This is a genomic window from Pleurocapsa sp. PCC 7319 (genome assembly GCF_000332195.1).
Taxonomy (GTDB): domain Bacteria; phylum Cyanobacteriota; class Cyanobacteriia; order Cyanobacteriales; family Xenococcaceae; genus Waterburya.
This window is the reverse complement of record NZ_KB235919.1, coordinates 396,683-415,866: the sequence shown is the minus strand read 5'-3', so window position 1 is coordinate 415,866 and position 19,184 is coordinate 396,683. Positions and strand designations below refer to the sequence as shown.

At 37.1% G+C, this 19,184-nt stretch carries 12 protein-coding genes and 3 pseudogenes; 11 read left to right on the top strand and 4 right to left on the bottom strand.

Going from position 1 to position 19,184, the window contains the following annotated elements; translation table 11 throughout:
- Positions 1 to 1,227: 1,227 nt before the first annotated feature.
- From PLEUR7319_RS0103185 to PLEUR7319_RS0103145, 9 genes are all read left to right on the top strand, one after another.
- Entirely contained in the window at positions 1,228 to 2,043 is an 816-nt protein-coding gene (locus tag PLEUR7319_RS0103185) for a WecB/TagA/CpsF family glycosyltransferase (protein WP_019503763.1), read from the top strand.
- 111 nt (positions 2,044 to 2,154) lie between these two features.
- Positions 2,155 to 3,615, top strand: a complete 1,461-nt coding sequence (locus PLEUR7319_RS0103180) for a sugar transferase (protein ID WP_019503762.1) — start codon at positions 2,155 to 2,157, stop codon at positions 3,613 to 3,615.
- A 30-nt stretch (positions 3,616 to 3,645) separates the two neighbouring features.
- On the top strand, positions 3,646 to 5,832 hold the full coding sequence (locus tag PLEUR7319_RS0103175; RefSeq protein WP_019503761.1) for a polysaccharide biosynthesis tyrosine autokinase: 2,187 nt from the start codon (positions 3,646 to 3,648) through the stop codon (positions 5,830 to 5,832).
- A 127-nt stretch (positions 5,833 to 5,959) separates the two neighbouring features.
- Positions 5,960 to 6,838, top strand: a complete 879-nt coding sequence (locus PLEUR7319_RS0103170) for an ABC transporter permease (protein WP_019503760.1) — start codon at positions 5,960 to 5,962, stop codon at positions 6,836 to 6,838.
- Positions 6,839 to 8,176, top strand: a complete 1,338-nt coding sequence (locus PLEUR7319_RS0103165; RefSeq protein WP_019503759.1) for an ABC transporter ATP-binding protein — start codon at positions 6,839 to 6,841, stop codon at positions 8,174 to 8,176.
- 72 nt (positions 8,177 to 8,248) lie between these two features.
- Positions 8,249 to 9,148, top strand: a complete 900-nt coding sequence (locus PLEUR7319_RS0103160) for a sulfotransferase (protein WP_026102275.1) — start codon at positions 8,249 to 8,251, stop codon at positions 9,146 to 9,148.
- A gap of 51 nt (positions 9,149 to 9,199) precedes the next feature.
- Positions 9,200 to 10,465 (top strand): polysaccharide pyruvyl transferase family protein, encoded by a 1,266-nt coding sequence (locus tag PLEUR7319_RS0103155; RefSeq protein WP_019503757.1) that lies wholly within the window; start codon positions 9,200 to 9,202, stop codon positions 10,463 to 10,465.
- A 137-nt stretch (positions 10,466 to 10,602) separates the two neighbouring features.
- The gene (locus PLEUR7319_RS0103150) at positions 10,603 to 12,807 is read left to right on the top strand and encodes an exo-alpha-sialidase (RefSeq protein ID WP_019503755.1); all 2,205 of its coding nucleotides are present in this window, start codon (positions 10,603 to 10,605) and stop codon (positions 12,805 to 12,807) included.
- Positions 12,792 to 13,190 (top strand): hypothetical protein, encoded by a 399-nt coding sequence (locus PLEUR7319_RS0103145; RefSeq protein ID WP_019503754.1) that lies wholly within the window; start codon positions 12,792 to 12,794, stop codon positions 13,188 to 13,190. The genes PLEUR7319_RS0103150 and PLEUR7319_RS0103145 overlap by 16 nt, the downstream gene beginning before the upstream one ends.
- 18 nt (positions 13,191 to 13,208) lie before the next feature.
- Here the strand turns inward: PLEUR7319_RS0103145 and PLEUR7319_RS0103140 are convergent.
- Positions 13,209 to 13,382: pseudogene (locus PLEUR7319_RS0103140) on the bottom strand (IS701 family transposase); the annotation flags it as partial.
- 123 nt (positions 13,383 to 13,505) lie between these two features.
- Between PLEUR7319_RS0103140 and PLEUR7319_RS43350 the strand changes: the two are divergent.
- Positions 13,506 to 14,896, top strand: a pseudogene (locus tag PLEUR7319_RS43350) (IS4 family transposase).
- A gap of 102 nt (positions 14,897 to 14,998) precedes the next feature.
- Positions 14,999 to 15,280: a hypothetical protein gene (locus tag PLEUR7319_RS34050; protein ID WP_019503389.1), complete on the top strand. Its 282-nt coding sequence runs from the start codon at positions 14,999 to 15,001 to the stop codon at positions 15,278 to 15,280.
- On the opposite strand, the pseudogene PLEUR7319_RS43345 reads toward PLEUR7319_RS34050, so the two are convergent.
- The 3 genes and pseudogenes from PLEUR7319_RS43345 to PLEUR7319_RS0103115 form a co-directional block, all read right to left on the bottom strand.
- A pseudogene (locus PLEUR7319_RS43345) lies at positions 15,252 to 16,149 on the bottom strand (IS630 family transposase). The gene PLEUR7319_RS34050 and the pseudogene PLEUR7319_RS43345 sit on opposite strands and share 29 nt — an antisense overlap.
- 637 nt (positions 16,150 to 16,786) lie before the next feature.
- Positions 16,787 to 17,851, bottom strand: a complete 1,065-nt coding sequence (locus tag PLEUR7319_RS0103120) for a hybrid sensor histidine kinase/response regulator (protein ID WP_019503752.1) — start codon at positions 17,849 to 17,851, stop codon at positions 16,787 to 16,789.
- A 50-nt stretch (positions 17,852 to 17,901) separates the two neighbouring features.
- Positions 17,902 to 19,176 (bottom strand): hybrid sensor histidine kinase/response regulator, encoded by a 1,275-nt coding sequence (locus tag PLEUR7319_RS0103115; RefSeq protein ID WP_019503751.1) that lies wholly within the window; start codon positions 19,174 to 19,176, stop codon positions 17,902 to 17,904.
- Positions 19,177 to 19,184: the final 8 nt, after the last annotated feature.

Below are 19,184 nucleotides of genomic sequence, written 5' to 3'. Positions count from 1 at the left end.
TAAGAATAGATTTACACTCAAAAACAAGCAACACATATTAGTTACTTTTCATACTCTAGTACTCCGAGAAAATACGTACGTGATATTACTGATTTAGATTAACGACCATGAGCTTAAACGCTATTTCAGAAAACGACAAGAGTTACAACCAGATTGTTATAAATCTACACATAAAAGATTCGTATTAATGTTTGGGATTCAACGAAAATGGAACTTGATGCTATCAAAAATTTCTGTAAGATAAGCTGAATCAAGCGACACAGAGAATTGGCATTATTGATCGGGTAATGATACCTAGTAGTTATCAAATCTATAAATGTTATTTTTCCCTAGACAGTTAAGAGAAAATAATTACACATTCGGCAATGATCGAGAATTTGATCCATTTACACAGTTGATTTCACAACACCAAGTTGCGTTGAATAGCGTGACTTGAGATTGAGGAAGAGTAAAATGGGACGAATTTCCCCATCAAAGAGCCAAAACTCTCTCATCTGATATAAATTCACTTTAACTTTGCTAGAAATGAATTCAGTTAAATCAAAGGCTGTACTTGTCTGATGTACAGCGTTCATTTAGTGAATTGGTATGAAAATTAAGCTTTAGCGAGCAGTCTTGTATAATAAATAACATTTTCATCCTAATTTGAAACTTGAAGTATGGCGTGTCACGTCTGAAGTGAGACTTCTCACTACTCACTCCTTATGGATGGTTTTAGGAAGGAGAAAAAGATGACCTGTAAAGCTTATCTGACAGAGAATAGGAGTTTCGTAATCTATTCATGTTTGTGATGTACTAATATTTTTATTTGTAGATTTGTAACAATCTGGTTATAACTCTTGTCGTTTTCTGAAATAGCGTTTAAGCTCGTGGTCGTTTAACTAGATCAGTAATATCACGTACGTATTTTCTCGGAGAATTTTGGCTGATGATGTTTCCTAAGTTAGGTAGAAAGGCACAATAAAATGTAAAACCAAAATTTGGGTAACTTTTAGTCTAATTGTTTCAGAGTGTATTGATTTACTTGTTGGCATTTTATAAATCAATCTGCCTGACTACTTAACTTACTTTTAGTGATTCAACTTATTTACTTTACAAATAACATTTAATCTTCTTCCTGATTCAGTAAAGATTTGACGAATCAAGCTAGTTGTGGTGCATTCATGACACTCAATTTAACTATTTTATTCAGTTTAGCTGTACGATTTTCTTCTGATAAAAGAAATTATGAAAAATAAATGGTACGAGTTGCTCGGCGTTAGAATAAACCTGCTTAGTATGACCCAGCTTAACGCCTTAATTAGTGAAGCTATTGCGCTCAACACCAAGTGGATTATTGCTAACCATAATCTCAACAGTCTGTATATTTATCATCACAATCCTAAAATGAGAGACTTTTACGGTATTGCAGATTATATTCATATAGACGGTATGGCTTTAGTCTTTTTAGGTAAATTTTTTCGTCTCCCCTGCAAAAGAAAACACCGTGTTACTTATGCAGATTGGGTATGGTCTTTGATAGCAGAGGCCTCACAACAAGGTTGGCGTATCTTATATTTGGGTTCTAAACCAGGAATTGCTGACAAAGGAGCTCAGATTCTACAGGATAAGTATCCAGGTTTGCAAATGGTTACTGTAAATGGTCATTTTGACCTAAATAGCTCAGAAAACCAGGTAATCTTAGGTAAAATAAATGCTTATCAGCCTCATATCTTGATGGTAGGGATGGGAATGCCTCGTCAGGAACAATGGATTCTCGATAATATCGAAAAGATCGAGACTAATGCTATTCTTCCTAGTGGTGCTTGCATAGACTATGTAGCCGGAGCAGTAGCAACTCCTCCTCGTTGGATGGGAAAAATATGTCTAGAGTGGCTGTATCGCCTCATCAATGAACCTAAAAGACTATGGAGGCGGTATTTGATAGAACCTTGGTTCATAGTTGGACTACTTTTTCAAGAATTCCTTTATCAAATCGGCAGTAAACTTCATCTTTTGAGGAAGAAGAGGAAAAGTCAGTCCACTTCCGTAATCAGGAATTAATAAGTTATATAGCAATTTTTTTCTAGTTTTCAGCCCACGAGCCTCAGAAAATGTATTGGAGAAGCTGATAAAGGTGATGCTGTTAAGACCATTTAAATACAAAACAAAAAAATGTATAGACCAGCTTATTTCTTAACAAACAAGAAAAAGATATATGCAGTTAGCAATAAAGCTCGTGATCTTCGTTTACCTCAAAATATAGGATTCGACGTTCGCAATATTACACGATTAGTAGTGCTAACTACATCCGATCTAGTAGCGATCGCCTTAGGATGGCATTTGGCTACTAATGACAATAGACTCACACTTTTGTTTTCTTCCGAGTGGCAGGGTTCGGAAATCGACTTATTGTTTTCATCTTTCTTATTTCTTAGTATATTCTTGTTATCAGCTTTTCAAGCTTACGGTCGAGGAGACAAAAGCAGAAATCCAATCAATTCATTAAAGGCAATAACTCTAGCTTATTTAGCTTTAATCCCAATAGTTTGGGAACTGTATGGAACAAATCACTTTTCTCAGCTATTTTGGGCTTGGTTACTTACTTTGTTGCTGAGTAATAGTTTTCGTTTGGCGATCTTTAAGGTGCTATTACATTTACGTCAAAGATATTCTCCCTTGAAAGTCAAAGTAATGCTGATTGGAGAGCGGGAAGATCTGAAAAAGTGCATACCACTATTAAAAAACAGCAAAGAGTATCAAATAGGAATTCAGTTAGATTTATCAAAATTTGATGATTACGATAAAGTTGTCACCATGATTGATAAACTCAATCTGAAACAAATAGATGAAATTTTGATTTGCTCTGGGCACCAAATCAAAGAGTCAAAAGCCTTTCTCTGGAAAATACGCTCTTGTGGTGTATACTGGCGCATACTTGAGCTAGAAACTCAAATCAATCGAAATGATCTAGAAATTTCCCAATTTGAGGGAATCACAGCTTTGAGTATCAGTGAGCTACCAATTGTGGGGATTGATTTTTTAAGCAAGCGCATATTTGATATTACATTCTCGTTTATCTTGTTAGTTGTTTTGAGTTTGCCAATCATGGCGATCGCTTTGTTAATCAAATTGGACTCCCCTGGAGCGGTCTTTTACAAACAAACTCGTGTTGGGCTAAAAGGTAATTACTTTAAAGTTTGGAAGTTCCGCACTATGGTGCAAAATGCCAATCAGCTACAACAGCAATTGGAAAGCAAGAACGAAATTAATGGAGGAGTATTATTTAAAATTAAAGACGATCCTCGTATTACCAGAGTTGGCAAGTATCTTCGTAAATATAGCCTTGACGAACTGCCTCAGTTATTTAACGTTTTACGGGGAGAAATGAGTTTGGTAGGTCCCCGCCCCTTACCATTACGAGATGTTGAAAAATTTGCTCCCGAACACTACTTTCGTCACGAAGTTCTACCAGGAATTACTGGTCTTTGGCAGGTAAGTGGTCGTTCTGACACTGATTCGGAAAATCTATTTAACTTGGATTTTGAATACATTCAAAATTGGTCTTTGGCATTAGATTTTGAGATTTTATTACGAACTATTGGAGTAGTTCTAAATAGTAAAGGTGCTTATTAAATACATATTAGCTATAGGTATAAGATTTTGATGACTTCAAACGCACATTTGGATGAGTATATTGACTTTCAAAAATACTGGTTGGTGTTAAAGCGGCGCTGGATACCTTCCATAGGAATATTTTTGGGGGTCGTTGGTTTTTCTTTAGTATATGCACTGTCTCTAGATAGAATTTATGAAGCTGAAGCTAAACTACTAATTAAAGTCGACCGAAGTGCAAAGCTTACTGGGTTAGAAAATGGTACTGGAGAAATAAAGGGTCTAACCACTGATAGTAATCCTCTATCAACTGAAGCAGAAATTATACAATCTCGACCTGTCCTTAAAAAGCTGATTCAAAAGCTAGATTTAAGAGATGATGATGGTCAACTATTAAGATCCAGAAACCTGGAAGAAGCAGTTAAGGTAAAGCCTATTACGGGAACAGATATATTAGAGATAACCTATACTAATAAAGATCCTGGATTCGCAGCATTAGTTGTCAACAAATTAATCGAACTATACGTCGAAGATCATACTTTAAATAACCGTTCTGAAACTGCCTCAGCCAGAGATTTCATCGATAAACAATTGCCCGAAGTAGAAGCAAATGTTAAAAAAGCTGAAGCAAATCTTCGTGATTTTAAAAATCAAAATCGTATCGCTAGTTTGGAAGAAGAAACAACTGCTAATATTAATTCTCTCTCTAATGTTTCCCATCAGATTGATGAAGTAGAAGCTGAACTAGAAAATGTTAACGCGCGCTACAGTTGGCTCCAGGTGCAATTAAATATGAGTAGACAAGAAGCCTCGGCAGTTAGTGCTTTAAGTCAATCTTTAGCCGTACAGAGGGTATTAGAGCAACTACAAGAAGTAAAAGTATTACTAGCGCAAAGGCAGAATTATTTATCCGATAATGCTCCCCAAGTTATTACCCTCAAAGAAGAAGAAGCAGATTTAGCTGCTCTGTTGGATAGACATATAGCTCAAACTTTGGGTCAGGGACAGCAAGCCATAGTTGAAAATATTAATATTCTGAGCTTGGGTGAACTAAAACAGGACCAGATAGCTGAATTTACTAACTTAGGCTTACAAAAAGAAGGATTAGAAAAACAATTAAAAACTCTTAAAAATACCTACGAATCCCACAAGCAAAAGTCTGACACTTTACCAAGACTACAAGAGCAAAAAAGAGAACTTGAACGTCGCGTCAACGCTGCTCAATCTACTTACCAAACTCTGCTTGATAAGTTACAAGAAACCCAAATTGCCGAGCAACAGAATGTTGGTAATGTTCGGGTGGTATCTGAGGCTGATATTCCAGAAGACCCTGTTGGACCGAGAAAAAAAATGATCGTCGGTGGTGCTGGAGTAGCTGGAGCTCTACTAAGTGTAGGCGCGGCATTCTTAATTGATATAAGGGATCAGACAATTAAAAATACTCAAGAAATTAAAGCGATTTTTCCTTATTCCTTGACTGGCGAAGTTCCAGACTTAAATAAATTTGAAGCCAGCGAACTATTACTTTTGCCCGATAGCTCGACAGTAAATTTGCCTCGTATAGCAGCTAGAAACATCTCAGTATTGCCTATTAGAGAGGCTTATCACAATATTCAACTTAATCTAAAATTGCTAGACAACGAAGTGGCCAACAAAGTTATAGTTGTCACTAGCGCAGTTTCAGGAGAAGGTAAATCTTTTGTTTCAGCTAATTTAGCTGTAGCCCAAGCTCAGTGCGACCAAAGAGTTTTGTTAATCGATGGAGATTTACGTCGCCCAACTCAACATAATTTATGGGAAGTTTCTAATGATGAAGGATTAACCAATGTACTTCGAGAAGAAATTGAGTGGCACCATGCCATACAGAAGGTAATGCCAAATCTAGATTTAATTACTTCAGGAACAACATCTAAACATCCAATATCTTTGCTTAATTCTCTATTAATCAAGACTTTTATTGCTGATCTCTCCGATTATTACGATTGTATTATTTTTGATACGCCTCCTCTAGTTGGTTTAGCTGACAGTAAAATTTTAGGTAAGTTAGCTGATGGATTACTTTTAATTGTGCGACCTGGAGTTGCTAATTATAATAGTGTGGCAGCTGCTACAGAATTATTAGGCGATCGGGATTTTAATTTATTAGGAGTTGTGGCCAATGGAGTAGATATCAGTCAAGAACTTCATAGTCATAGCTATTACTATCAAGATCAAAAGTATTTAGACGCTACGGTTTAATTTTTCTCTTTTCGGATTTTAAGCAATATGAAAAATTTAATCCACTGTATATTGCCAAAAAAAGAATGACCAAGTTTTGTTTACAACATTCTAATTTTTTACCAAATCAAACTGTCATATTTAAAATATGAATTCTCTTATCAAACGAAAAAAAAGACGTAAATTAATTAAAACTGTTTACACTCCTGAAAGTCAAATGCGTCGTCCTAAGAAATTATTGGGATTGATGTGGCGAGATTTACTGGGCTCTAGAGAACTAGCATGGCGATTATTAATTAGAGATATTAGTGCCAAATACCGTCAATCTTTCTTAGGTATTTTTTGGGCCATAATTCCGCCAATTATAACCGCAGCTGGCTTTACCTTGGCTAAAAATGGGGGAGTAATTAATTTAGGTAATACGGAACTGCCGTATCCAGCCTATGTCATGTTTAGTATGACACTGTGGCAAACCTTTGTGGAATCATTGCAAGGACCAGTGCAAGCTGTTACCCAAGCCAAAGCAATGATGGCAAAAATTAACTTTCCCCGTGAAGCATTAATTATGGCTAAGTTGGGTGAAGTATTTTTTAACTTTGGAATTAAGCTGATATTAATAATTGGGTTATTTATTTGGTTTAAAATGCCTGTTACTTGGAGCGTAATCTTAGCTCCTGTAGCTTTGATTCACTTAGTGATGCTGGGAACATTTTTTGGTCTTCTTCTGGCGCCTATGGGAGCATTATACAAAGATTTTTCTATGGGTTTGACTTTGGCCACTAGCTGGTGGCTGTTTATTACCCCAGTTGTTTATCCAGTACCCAATGAAGGTATATTTGGCACAATAGTACAATTCAATCCTGTTACTCCTTTATTAGTTACTACCAGGGAGTTAGCAACTACTGGTCTGGTTTCTAATCCTCAAGGATTTTGGTTGGCGAGCATTTTTGCCATGCTGGGATTGTTTTTGACTTGGATTTTTTATCGAGTAGCAATGCCTTATGTAGTTGAGAGGATTAGTTCATAGATGATTATTGATACAAACCCCAAAATTGATACCGCTCAACAGCCAAATAATAACTCCTCTAGCGATAGCGAAGTTGTTCTTTCTGTCCAAGGAGTTGCTAAAAAGTTTTGTCGAGATTTAAAACGTTCTTTATTTTACGGAGTACAAGACATTGCTGGAGATTTAACAGGATTACGAACTAAAAGCGATCGCCTGCGAGCAAAAGAGTTCTGGGCTTTAGATGATGTGACTTTTCAACTGCGTAAAGGAGAAGCTCTAGGACTAGTCGGCAAAAATGGCAGTGGCAAATCAACTTTGCTACGGATTATTGCCGGTTTAATCAAACCCGATCTTGGCTCTGTTGAAGTAAAAGGTAAAGTAGCACCGCTAATTGCTTTAGGAGCAGGTTTTAATCCTATCTTGACAGGAAGAGAGAATATCTATGCCAATATGTCAATTTTGGGTTTATCTAAAAAAGAAATTGACGAGAGATTTGATGATGTAGTTGAGTTTGCCGAAATTGGTGACGCGATTGACGCACCTGTGCAAACCTATAGTTCTGGTATGGCTGCGCGGTTAGGTTTTGCTAGTGCGATTCATACAGAACCAGATATTTTATTGATTGATGAAGTGCTAGCTGTAGGAGATCTAAAATTTAGAGCTAAGTGTCATCGCAAATTGAATGAGCTACGCCAGAAGGGTGTAGCTTTTATCTTAGTTTCTCATAATCCACAATCAGTACTATCTGTATGTAATTCTGCAGTTTACCTAATCAAGGGAAAATTGATTGTATCTGACGCTCCAGACGTAGTCATGAATCGATATGAAGAAGACTTATTTTTAGGAGGGGTAGAAACATATCCAGGAGAAATAATATTTCCAAAAAAACCCAAACATAAGAGTTTCGGTTTAGATATTATTGCACTTTCATTTAGGGATATTTTTGGTAATATCAAAGATTCACTAAAAAGTGGTGAACCAGCCTATCTTTGTATAGTTTGCCATGCCAAAAATAGTATTAGAGATGTCATAGTACGGGTGATAATTAGAGAAATTTCTGGAGGTGACGAAGTAGCTTTGACGCTGAGTAACCATAATGATAAACAACCGTTTACTATGTCATCAGGAGAAAATCAAATACAAATAGAGATGCCATATGTGGGCTTAAAACCTGGCATCTATTCGATGAAAATTATTTTGAGGAAAGCTCCGATATTTACCTTTGATGTTGTGGAGTCTTATAGATTTAAGGTGGAAGGAGATGGAAGTATGAGTAATTGCATATTTTATCAACCAAGAGCGTGGAAAGTTCTAAGCAAAAGCCAGCAAGAAATCAATAAAAATCCTGAAAATCCTTGAACCGTGCTGAGGTTTAGAGAGAAAGACTGTCTTAGTGAAAAATTAGATGATTTTTAGAAGAATTAAAATATTATGTCGATGCCAAATTTCCTCATTATAGGTGCAGCTAAAGCTGGAACGACTGCATTGTATCATTCTCTAAAAGTGCATCCCCAAATTTATATGAGTCCTGTAAAGGAACCAAAATTTTTTGCTTTTGAGGGAGTACAGGTTGATTGGCAAGGCCCAGGCGATCAAGAAGCATTTAGTAATTATATTACTGATATCAAAGATTACCATAAGCTTTTTGAAGAAGTTTCCCATGAGATCGCTATTGGAGAAGCTTCTCCTTGGTATATTTGTAGTCCGAGAGCTGCTGAAAGAATACAATATCACATACCTGATGTAAAACTGATCGCTATACTTCGCGATCCTGCTGACAGGGCATACTCTCAGTTCTTACATCTTGTACGCAATGGTCGTGAAGTTCTTACTGATTTTACCCAAGCTTTACAAGAAGAAGAATACCGTGTAAGCAAAAACTGGGGATGGACTTGGCAATATAGAAATAGAGGTTTTTATTATAATCAGCTAAAGCCATATTTTGATAGATTTAATCACGATCAAATTAAAGTTTATCTATACGAAGACTGGAATGCTGATCCCATTAATATCCTCAAAGATATCTTTCAATTCATAGGGGTTGAGGAAAACTTTGTTCCAAATATTTCCTCAAGACATAATGTATCTGTTATTCCTAAAAACAAATACTTGCATAATGTATTAACTAAGCCCAATTTGCTTAAATCAATTCTAAAGCCTCTTATCCCAAATGGAATCAGATATGATCTTATCAATAGGCTAAAAAGTCAAAATCTCACCAAACCACCACTCTTGCCACAGGTGCGTAAACAGTTGATCCAGGTTTACCGAGAAGACATATTGAAGCTACAAGACTTGATTCACCGCGATCTCTCAAAATGGCTACAGTGAAAGTAGACGATACAAAAGAATAAAGAATAAAGAATAAAGAAAGAGAAAAAAATGAATATACTTCTTGTTGACGATAATAGAGACATTCCCAATTGGGGATGCCGTGCTACAAGTATAAGCTTACACCAATTACTATCTCAAGAAAATAGTATTACTGCAACAATTGATAAAAGAACTGTCAATCAGGGACAATTACCAAGAGGGAAAATAAAACATTTATCTAAGTTTACGGATTTATTAAATATTAAGCTTAGAGAAGATTTTTTAAGTGAAGATCCAGCTCAAAGTTTGAGTCAGCTTTTTAAGCTTAAAGAAAAAAATCAGGCTTTGAAATCAATTTACGAAAAAGTATCATCAGTAGAAATAGTTGTTATTAATGGTGAGGGTAGTATGATATTTACTACTCCTCCTAGAACAGACTTAAAGTTTCAACTTATGATGATAGAATTGGCTAATTTTTTAAACAAGCCAGTTTATTATGTTAATGCTATGGTTTCTGACTGTCCTGTTAGTGGTCGTAATGCATTAACTTTTAAAGTTGCAATTAAAACACTTTTAAAATGTCATGGTATTTCTTTCAGAGATAATTATTCATATGAAATGATTAAAGATTATGTTTCTGATGTCAACTGTAAAATGATTCCAGACGCCCTTTTTAGCTGGCAAGAACGATATCAATTTGGAGAGAAAAATTACCTTCCAGACAACGGTGATTTCATCATTCCATTTTCAGAGTCAGATAAATATTTGGGAAAACTAGATTTTTCCCAGCCATATATATGTATCGGTGGTAGTTCTCTTGCTGCTCGTAATCATGCAAAAGCTATTCTTGTTTATAAAAAATTAGTAGAAACAATCAAAAAATTAGGCTTGAATGTTTATTTGGTTACAACTTGTAACGGAGATAGGTTTCTGGAGAAAATAGCGGAACTAACAGAGACCCCAATAGTACCTGTTCATGTTCCTATTCTAATGGGAGCTTCTGTTTTAGCTAATGCTCGACTATTTATATCAGGACGTTATCATCCGTCTATTTTAGCTTCATTAGGTGGAACACCTTGTATATTTCTTGGCTCTAACTCTCATAAAACGAAAAGCTTACAAAGCGTACTTGAATATGAAAAAATCAGGGAATTTGATGTTTTTCCTGAAGCTGAGGAGTGTGATGAGATTTTGTACTTAGCAAAAGATTTAATTAATCGAGGAGATAGTCTTCGACAATCTATTAAACACGTTGTCAGTAAGCGAGCAGAGGAATCTAGAGAAGTTATTGAGCTTATAAATTCTCAGCTCAATGCAATCCCGTCTCATAGATAACGGAGGAAGGAACACTAGAATTTTTCCAACCTTACAATTGATCAAACAAGTTCTAGAAGTATCAAAGTTGACAGTACAATCACTTACCCGTTTACCAATCTTTAAAGATAAATTTGATTTTACGCAGGTACTGAAATATGCAATTGTTTGAAGCTGAAAATTTAACTCAATTAGTTTCTGGAGCAGGCTCACGCATAATCGACGACATATACGCCAGTGGAGATAAGTGGGTTCTTCTGGATGCAGATAATGTGGGTGACTATATTCAGTTCTTGGTTCCCAATATCTTGGCTGGAGACTATATGGTTGAATACCGATATAAGTCGTTTTCCGTACGGGGTATTGTCCAGATGTCCATTGGTAATGCTGATGGTAATGGTCAAGTAAACCAAGGAGCAGCAGAGAACCAGTCAGTAGGTCCTAATAATACTTACAGAACAATTGCATTAGGAGCTAAATCTTTTGCAATAGATGGGGATTACACATTTCGTTTTCAAACAACTGTTGTTGGCGATCAGGGCGGCTATAAAATCTCTGTTGATTCAATAACTCTATTTCCAATTAGCACTATTGCAGAATTGGAGGCCGAAAATTTAACTCAATTAGTTTCTGGGGCTAGCTCACGCTTAATATCTGATTCTAATGCCAGCGAAGGAAATTGGATCATTCTGGATGCAGATAATGTGGGTGACTATATTCAATTCTTGGTTCCCAATATCTTGGCTGGAGACTATATGATTGAATATCGATATAAGTCGTTTTCCGTAAGAGGCATTGTCCAGATGTCTATTGGTAATGCCGATGGTACTGGTCAAGTAAACCAAGGAGCAGCGGAGAACCAGTCAGTAGGTCCTGATAACACTTACAGAACGGTTGAGTTAGGAGCTAAATCCTTTGCAACAGATGGGGATTACACATTCCGGTTTCAAACAACTGCTGTTGGCGAGCAAGGCGGCTACAAAATCTCTGTTGATAAAATAACCCTAATTCCAATCAGCGTTACTCCTCCATCGAACCTATCACAGATAGTCACTTCAGCTACCAGTATGAGGCTTACCTGGGAAGCCAGTCCCAGTAATGTAACAGGTTATAGAATTGAACGTATGCAAGGTAGCGGAAGCTGGGACTGGATTGGCGATGCCTCTGCTAGTCAAACTAGCTTTGAAAGCGTAGGAATGGGAGCAAATCAGAGTTGGAATCATCGGATTCGAGCCTTTAATGATAGCGGTGTCAGTAATTATGTGAATGCAGATTTTGCGACAACTTCAAATCATTTTCCTGCACCAATCGGCTTTCTTATTGCACCCAAAGATAATATCTATCCTCGACGAGGTGAAGGCTCAATAGTAGTCAAAGATGATTTAGTTAGATATTATTATGGTCGATATCAAGGCAATGGTGACACAGCCCCCGCTGCCATTACTTTTCAAACCTCTAATAATGGTGGAGATACATGGTCATCCGAAGAGGTTCTCTTTGAACCTCCCAGTGGCCGTACATATATCCTTCCCAGCATTATTAATTTACCTAATGAAAATTTGGGCTTATCTTATGCCGATGTAGATACTTCAGGTAATAGTGGAAGGCGCATTTTTAGGTTTTCAGAAAACTCGGGCCATACATGGTCTGAACCGATTGATATTTCAGATGGGGTCTTTCCCCGTATGACTGGTTCTCACGATAGATTAATTCAATCAAATAATCGTTTACTTTACCCGATACATACTAGGTTTCAAAGTTTTGGTGGTGGTCATGATGAACAGGCTACGTATGTTTATATCTCTGATAACAATGGTCTAAACTGGATTAGAAAAGCTGGACCGCTAAGAAATGAAATAGATTTAATTGGAACTGGAAACAGGAAAGATTTTGGATTTTGGGAATGTGCAATTACAACTACTGCTACGCTTGATAAATTGCTTATGGTTGGTAGAACTGATTCAGGCTTTATTTACAAATCTGTCTCTACTGATAATGGAGATACATGGTCTGAACCAGAAACGACCAATATAGTTCAACCAAAATCCCCTCCCAATATTGCAAGAATACCAGGAGAAAACACGTTAGTTTTAATCTTTGAACCCTGGCATGAAATACTTGTTGATTATATTAGAAGACCAGTTTTAGGCTCTTTCATTAGTAATGATGATGGTGAAACATGGGAAAATTTTAAAATAATCGAATATGACGGAGGTGATGATGGAGGCCCTACTGCTTTTCACTATAGCTCAATCTATTTTGATAGCAATAAAGATGCTTATCTAACTTATTATGGGCAAAATGATGGTGATTTTGGAGGTTCAAGATTTAGAAAACTTCCGAGTACTTGGTTTACAACATAATTTTTGGTTTGTTGTATGAAGGTCTTAGTTCTGATGCCGACCCTAGTCTCAATCCAGCATTTAATATTTCATTTGCCAGCTTTAATTTTGAATGGTTGACAGAAGAAAGTATTGATCCTCCAGATGCGAGTGATGGTAGAGGTGGAGATGTCCAAGCTAATGTCACAGTAAATGTAGCCGAAGATCCTTCAATTTTCTCGACGGATTGGTATAGCTTGTCTGGTTGGAATCAGAATGGCACTGATATATCAATCCTGCCTGAGAGTATGCTGCGTCTCTTTGATAATGCTGATACAACCACTCAGGTGTTTCGTTCGGATATAGATATACCCAATACCTACGCTCTCGAATTTATCCCTCTTTTGTCACTCTCCGAGATTTAAGAGTAGCAAAAATTAAATTTACCCGTCAGGCAAATAGAAAGAAAATTGGTTCATGGTAGCGATAAGTCGCTCTTTACCAAGTAGTAAAGAGCGATTGGGAAAAACATCTAACCAGGGAATAATCATCCAGAAGATAATTGTTGGTTGAATAATTAAACGTAGGTTGTTCAAAGTAGTCTTCCCTGATTCTGACTTTTCACGGCATCTTTTGAAGGGTATATAAGTTGTGTAACAATATTCGCTAACAATTTTATCCATTTCGAGAAATCTGCCCTCTCGATAGAGCAAAATAATTGAGCAGATTTTGAGTGGTGAATGAATCAGACCAAAAATTTAATAACCGAAAAATGTGACTTTGGAGATCAGCGTTTAACCAAAAGGGCTATGTTCATCGAATCGAGATTATCGTTAAAATATGGCAAACCACTCTCCGCGATTTTTGAGAGAGCAAGTGACCTGAAAAGAGCTTATGAATTCTTTGCCAATCCGAAAACTAGCCTAAACAGTGTGTGCCAACCCTATCATCTTCAAACAGCAGAGCAGATTAAAGAACTCTCAATCGTATTAGCAGTAGGAGATACAACCTATCTCGATTACAAGAAAATCCGCGAAAAAAGAGCCGAATATGGACCCATTGGCAATGGTGGGAATGGACTAATTTTACATAGCACCTTAGCTGTAAATGGGGAGAATGGACAACCCATAGGATTATTAACAGAAAAACTGTGGCATCGAAATCATGAAGAAAGTAAGAGTTTAACTCAGAAACAGAAGCAGAAAAAGCAAGCGGAAGCAAGAAGACGTCCGATTGAACAAAAAGAATCTTATAAATGGATAGAAGCTCTCCAATCCGTCCAGAAACTCTTAGAAAAATCCGAACCAGAGAGTATTAGCACCAAAGTAATTCATGTATTTGACCGAGAAGGAGATATCGCGGAAGTCTTTGAACAAGTCAGTCAAACCGCAAATACAGGGTTAGTGGTAAGAGCAGCACATAATAGGGCATTATCAGAGTCAAACAGTTATTTATGGTCATGGCTCCCATCTCAATCTATCAAGATGGAAGTAGCAGTAGAATTAGCCAAACCCCCAATCGAAAAGAGCGAACCGCTACTCTGGCAATTAGATATGCACCCATCAAACTTCGCAGTCCTGCCAGAATGAAAGAACCAGAATATTTTGAAGTTTATGGGGTTTATGCCGTAGAAATTGACCCCCCAGAAGGCTGTGAACCCGTAGAATGGATGATCTTGACCTCCGAACCCGTTACCAATGGGGAACAAGCACAAACCATTTTACGATGGTATACTTACCGTTGGCGAATTGAAGAATATCATAAAATTCTCAAGTCAGGGTGTAAAGCGGAAAGCTATCGTCTATCTGGAGATAGTATGCAAGTTTTACTGGGATTTTTAACGAATATCGCTGCACAATTGTTAAAAATGACCTATGTTCATCGAACCAAACCAGATGCACCTGCATCTTCAATTTTAAATCAGGTACAAATTGAGGTTTTAGCTGCCAAATTTGGAAAATCAGTCACCGCAGTAGATTTAACGGTAGCTTGGGCGATACAAGCTGTAGCTCGTTTGGGCGGTTACTTGAGTCATCGCCGAAAGAGTAATATTGGCATCACGGTGTTATGGCGTGGCTTTTTAGAGCTGCAATCTTTATGTGAAGGATGGCAATTACGCTCCCCTGGTTGAAGTTTAGAAGCGAGTTGATTGTAACTTTGGAGAGGACTAGAATGAGAATATAGTTGGCGAACTTTGTTACACAACTATATCCGATTATTTCTGAGCTGAACTATGGCTAATGCCCGTCAACAGAAGGATCTAGCCACTCGTCTAGATGAACTTAAACATCTTATTAAACAACTCCAACAAGATATTCAAGACATAAGGGACGAAGGTGAAATTGCTCCGTCTGGTTGTTGGATTGTGCGCTACCAAGCTAAAGGAAAAAAGGGTGGTCGTTATTGGTATTACAAATGGATGTCCCATGAGCCGATTTTTGTCACCAAAAATGGCAATCCTTCTCGTCATCAATATTTAGGTATAGTCATTCTAAATAATTTCCGTATGATTTAACGATGTCATCCAAGGAAGTACCAGGAGCGGAATAAATACGTCTTTTTTTGAGGATGCCCTAAAGGATTAGCTTCGCGTCGCAAAGTCTTGTTCGATACGATTAAAATCAGGTGAATAGGGTGGTAAAAACAAAACTTTGTGACCCGCTTGTTCGGCAATGCGAAACACATCATCCTTGCGATGAAATGCCGCATTATCAAGAATTAGAGTGGAGTTTGGTTTCAATTCGGGAATTAGATGCTCTTCGAGCCATTGATTAAACCATAAAGCACCATTTACTTCCTTTAAAAAGAACTGGTGCTAACAACTCTTTGCCTCTTTTGCCAGCTATCAGACTTGTTCTTGTTCCTCTTTTACCATTGCGATTGGCGAAGCCACTGCCCTTCGGGCAATCGCCGTAAGTTTTTTGTCCTCGTTTTGACCAGCCATAAGGACGATAGACATATTCTTCAAAGCCTGATTCATCCAAGTAAACTAAATTGCTTGATCCGTCAAGAATGACAATTTTACGTAAATTTCTCAGAAAGCTGATTCGCTCACTATGCTTACGTTCAGTGTATTTCAGCGTTTTTTTTACGAGTTAACTTCATTTGCTTCTGGGCATACCCAATAGCACTCGTATGCACTCCAAAATATTGCGCCCTTTCTCTTAACAAAGCATCTGGATTTTCTTGAATATGTTGGGCAATTGCTAGAGAGTCTAGTTTTCGCTTTCTTCCAAGTTGTGGTGCTGGAGTCAAATTCTTTCTTCGACACCAATCATTCACACACCATAGACTTACCTCATATCTTCTTGATGCTTCGGCTTTGGAGCCTCCAGCCGCTACAAAGTCCACTACCCGCTTTCGCAAATCTACACTATAAGTCATCTAACCTGATTGATTTCTCATCTAGCTTATATTATTTCATATGTTTCCTATTTAGAATGACTATAAAGCTGGAAGTCAAGCTTATTTGAAAGCGGTTGAAGCTCTATCACGTCGTGGTCGAATTGAAGCTTTGGAGCGAGGGATGAGTACACTTTCAATGGGTTTGTCAGATTTGGTTGAGGAAACCTCAAGATTGAACAAAAGTTAGCGAACATTATTACCTAGTTTTTTTTCGACCCAAGATACCGTGAAAAGTCAGATTTGGTTGAACATTGGGTTCGTGGCACGATCGAAAGTCCAGCAGAAGCTAGATGGGATATGACAAGCATTTTTTAACTATCCCCCTAGAATTCCTGCAAAACTTTTGATTTAGCAAGGTAAGTGCCAGAAAATTTAGGTATCAGACACGACTTGGAAAGTTATTAAACATAACTTGGAAGATTAGCATATTTATCCACTATTAAAACAACGTAATTTCAGTAAAATAGTATATATGTTCTATATGCAAAATCTTTTTTGTGCAAAGATTTTAGAGAAACCTTCCAAGTCGTGTTTTTAATTCCGTCAAACTCAGGTTACACAATTTTTTAGAACCAATAAAAGCTAATAGCTAATATATGATAGCTCTTTGATCAGTTTAAGGCTTGGGAATAGAAAAAGTAAAAGTAGTTCCTTCGTCTATTCGCGATCGCACTTTAATTTCCCCATGATGAGCATTAATAATTTGCTGACAAAGATATAAACCTAAGCCTTTTCCCGATCGCCTGTGATTGCCTTGATGATATCGTTGAAAAATAGTTTTTTGTTCTTGGGGAGAGATCCCAATTCCTGAATCTACCACTTGAATTAAAATCTCTGTCTCATTTTGGGATAGAGATACCTTGACACTTCCGGTGTCGGTAAACTTGATCGCATTACCAATTAAATTAGTAATTACCCGACGTAACTCTAAGCGATCGCCCTGAATTTCAGCTACATCATGTTCTAAATTGTGTTGTAACTCAATATTTTTATCTATGGCTAAAGGTTCGAGTTCGGTAACGACCTCAGAAATAAGCTGTTGCATATCCACAGGAATAAAACTAAGACTTTTTTGTCCTAACTCGTAGTGATGAGTCTCTAACAAAGTGTTGAGCATTTTTAGCATATTTTGATTGCTGCTGACAATATTGGCGATCGCTTCTTCCTGCTCACAGGTAACTTCACCAAAAGCCTGTTGAGTAATTAGATCTAGCATTCGATTAGCAGCTACCAAGGGAGTACGTAAGTCATGAGTTAGACAAGAGACAAAATTTTCTCTTTGATCGATAGTTTCCTTGAGACGTAACATTGAACGCACTCTAGCTTGTAATTCATCAATTTGAAATGGTTTGCGGACAAATTCATCTGCTCCTGCATCTAATCCTTCTACCAGACTAGATTCTGCTCGCGCAGTAACTAAAAGTATGGGAATAAAAGGAATATTTTTGTCTTGACGAATACGACGTGTAACTTCGTAGCCATCCATTCCAGGCATCATCACATCCAATAAAATCAAACTAGGAGGTGCTTGTTTAACTTGCTTTAATGCTGTTTCTCCATTATGAGCCAAGACGACCTGATGACCCTCTTGTTCGAGAGCCAATTGAACTAATAAAAGATTGTCAGGAATATCATCAACTGCCAGAATATAATTATCTTTAATGAGTTTCGTAACAGGCATTTTTATAAGGAGAGTTTAAATACAAATTATATTAAATAATATTGATATATTTATACATCATACTTACGAGGGATTTCTACAGTGAAAGTCGCTCCTTTGCCCAATTCGCTATCTAATGAAATTTTGCCTCCCATCATTTTGACTAAGGATTGAGTAATTGCTAAACCCAAACCAGTTCCTGAGTGTTTTCGAGTGAAACTTTGATCTCCTTGACGAAAAGCTTGAAAAATTTTTTCGTGATCTTCTGGTGCAATTCCTATACCCGTATCAGTAACAGAAATTGCAACTTTAGTTTCATCTGTTGACCAAACTTTTACCTTTACTTCTCCAGCTTCGGTAAACTTAATAGCATTAGATACTAAGTTAATTAAAGTTCGTTTAACAAAGTTTAAGTCTTGAATAATGAATTGATCTTCTAATTGAATATCGACAGCTAAATTAAGATGTTTTTGGATAGCTAAAGAACGTAATTCTTCTACGGTCAACTTAACTAAATAATTTAAATCAAACTTTTGTGAATTTACTTCTAGTTTTCCCGCTTCAATTTTAGAAAAATCTAACATTTCATTGATCATATCGAGCAAACTTTTACTATTATTAAAAATTCGCCGCACAAGATTCTGCTGTTGCTCAGTGAGAGGATCGGGATATTGGCGTAATAGCAGTTGAGAAAAACCCATAATCGCATTCATCGGAGTTCGTAGTTCATGAGACATGGTTGCTAAAAACTCTGACTTTAAATTATAAGATTCTTGTAATTTAATATTCTGTAGTTTAATTTGCTGCTGTTGTCTTTCTAATTCCTGGTTTTTTAGCACCAATAATTCATTACTGGCGCGGAGACGCTGGTTAGCTAAACGTACTGCTTGTTCTGCTCTGTGGATACGAATAGCATTCTCAATTGCTTTAGCCAAACTTTTCGGTTCAATTTTAGCTTTTGAGAGATAGTCGGCTGCTCCAGCTTTCATTATCTCGACAGCGAGCTCTTCATCTCCTTGCCCAGTTAAGACAATTAAAGGTAAATCTAGATTTAACTCTTTAATCTTGGCAATTAAATGTAGACCATCAATATCTGGTAGGCGATAATCAAGTAAGATTAAGTCAAAAATGTGATTAGTAGAATCAACTGTCTGGGAAGAGTAATTAGTGTCTGGAACGGGAACTAAATTATTTCCACTTGGTTGAAGTTTGGTGATCGCCTCTGCACCCTTTTTAGCCTCAATCAATAAAGCACGGAGACCAGCTTTTTTTAATGCTCGCTTGACCGTCAGGCGATCAACTTCATCATCATCAACTAACAATATTGAAAACTGCTCCTCACTCATTACTCCTC

Bases quoted from the DNA above. Each gene is read 5' to 3' on its own strand.
- PLEUR7319_RS0103120 (WP_019503752.1), bottom strand. From the start codon at position 17,851: ATGCCTGTTACGAAACTCATTAAAGATAATTATATTCTGGCAGTTGAT.
- PLEUR7319_RS0103175 (WP_019503761.1), top strand. From the start codon at position 3,646: ATGACTTCAAACGCACATTTGGATGAGTATATTGACTTTCAAAAATAC.
- PLEUR7319_RS0103180 (WP_019503762.1), top strand. From the start codon at position 2,155: ATGTATAGACCAGCTTATTTCTTAACAAACAAGAAAAAGATATATGCA.
- PLEUR7319_RS0103165 (WP_019503759.1), top strand. From the start codon at position 6,839: ATGATTATTGATACAAACCCCAAAATTGATACCGCTCAACAGCCAAAT.
- PLEUR7319_RS0103150 (WP_019503755.1), top strand. From the start codon at position 10,603: ATGCAATTGTTTGAAGCTGAAAATTTAACTCAATTAGTTTCTGGAGCA.
- PLEUR7319_RS0103160 (WP_026102275.1), top strand. From the start codon at position 8,249: ATGTCGATGCCAAATTTCCTCATTATAGGTGCAGCTAAAGCTGGAACG.
- PLEUR7319_RS34050 (WP_019503389.1), top strand. From the start codon at position 14,999: ATGGCTAATGCCCGTCAACAGAAGGATCTAGCCACTCGTCTAGATGAA.
- PLEUR7319_RS0103115 (WP_019503751.1), bottom strand. From the start codon at position 19,176: ATGAGTGAGGAGCAGTTTTCAATATTGTTAGTTGATGATGATGAAGTT.
- PLEUR7319_RS0103170 (WP_019503760.1), top strand. From the start codon at position 5,960: ATGAATTCTCTTATCAAACGAAAAAAAAGACGTAAATTAATTAAAACT.
- PLEUR7319_RS0103185 (WP_019503763.1), top strand. From the start codon at position 1,228: ATGAAAAATAAATGGTACGAGTTGCTCGGCGTTAGAATAAACCTGCTT.
- PLEUR7319_RS0103155 (WP_019503757.1), top strand. From the start codon at position 9,200: ATGAATATACTTCTTGTTGACGATAATAGAGACATTCCCAATTGGGGA.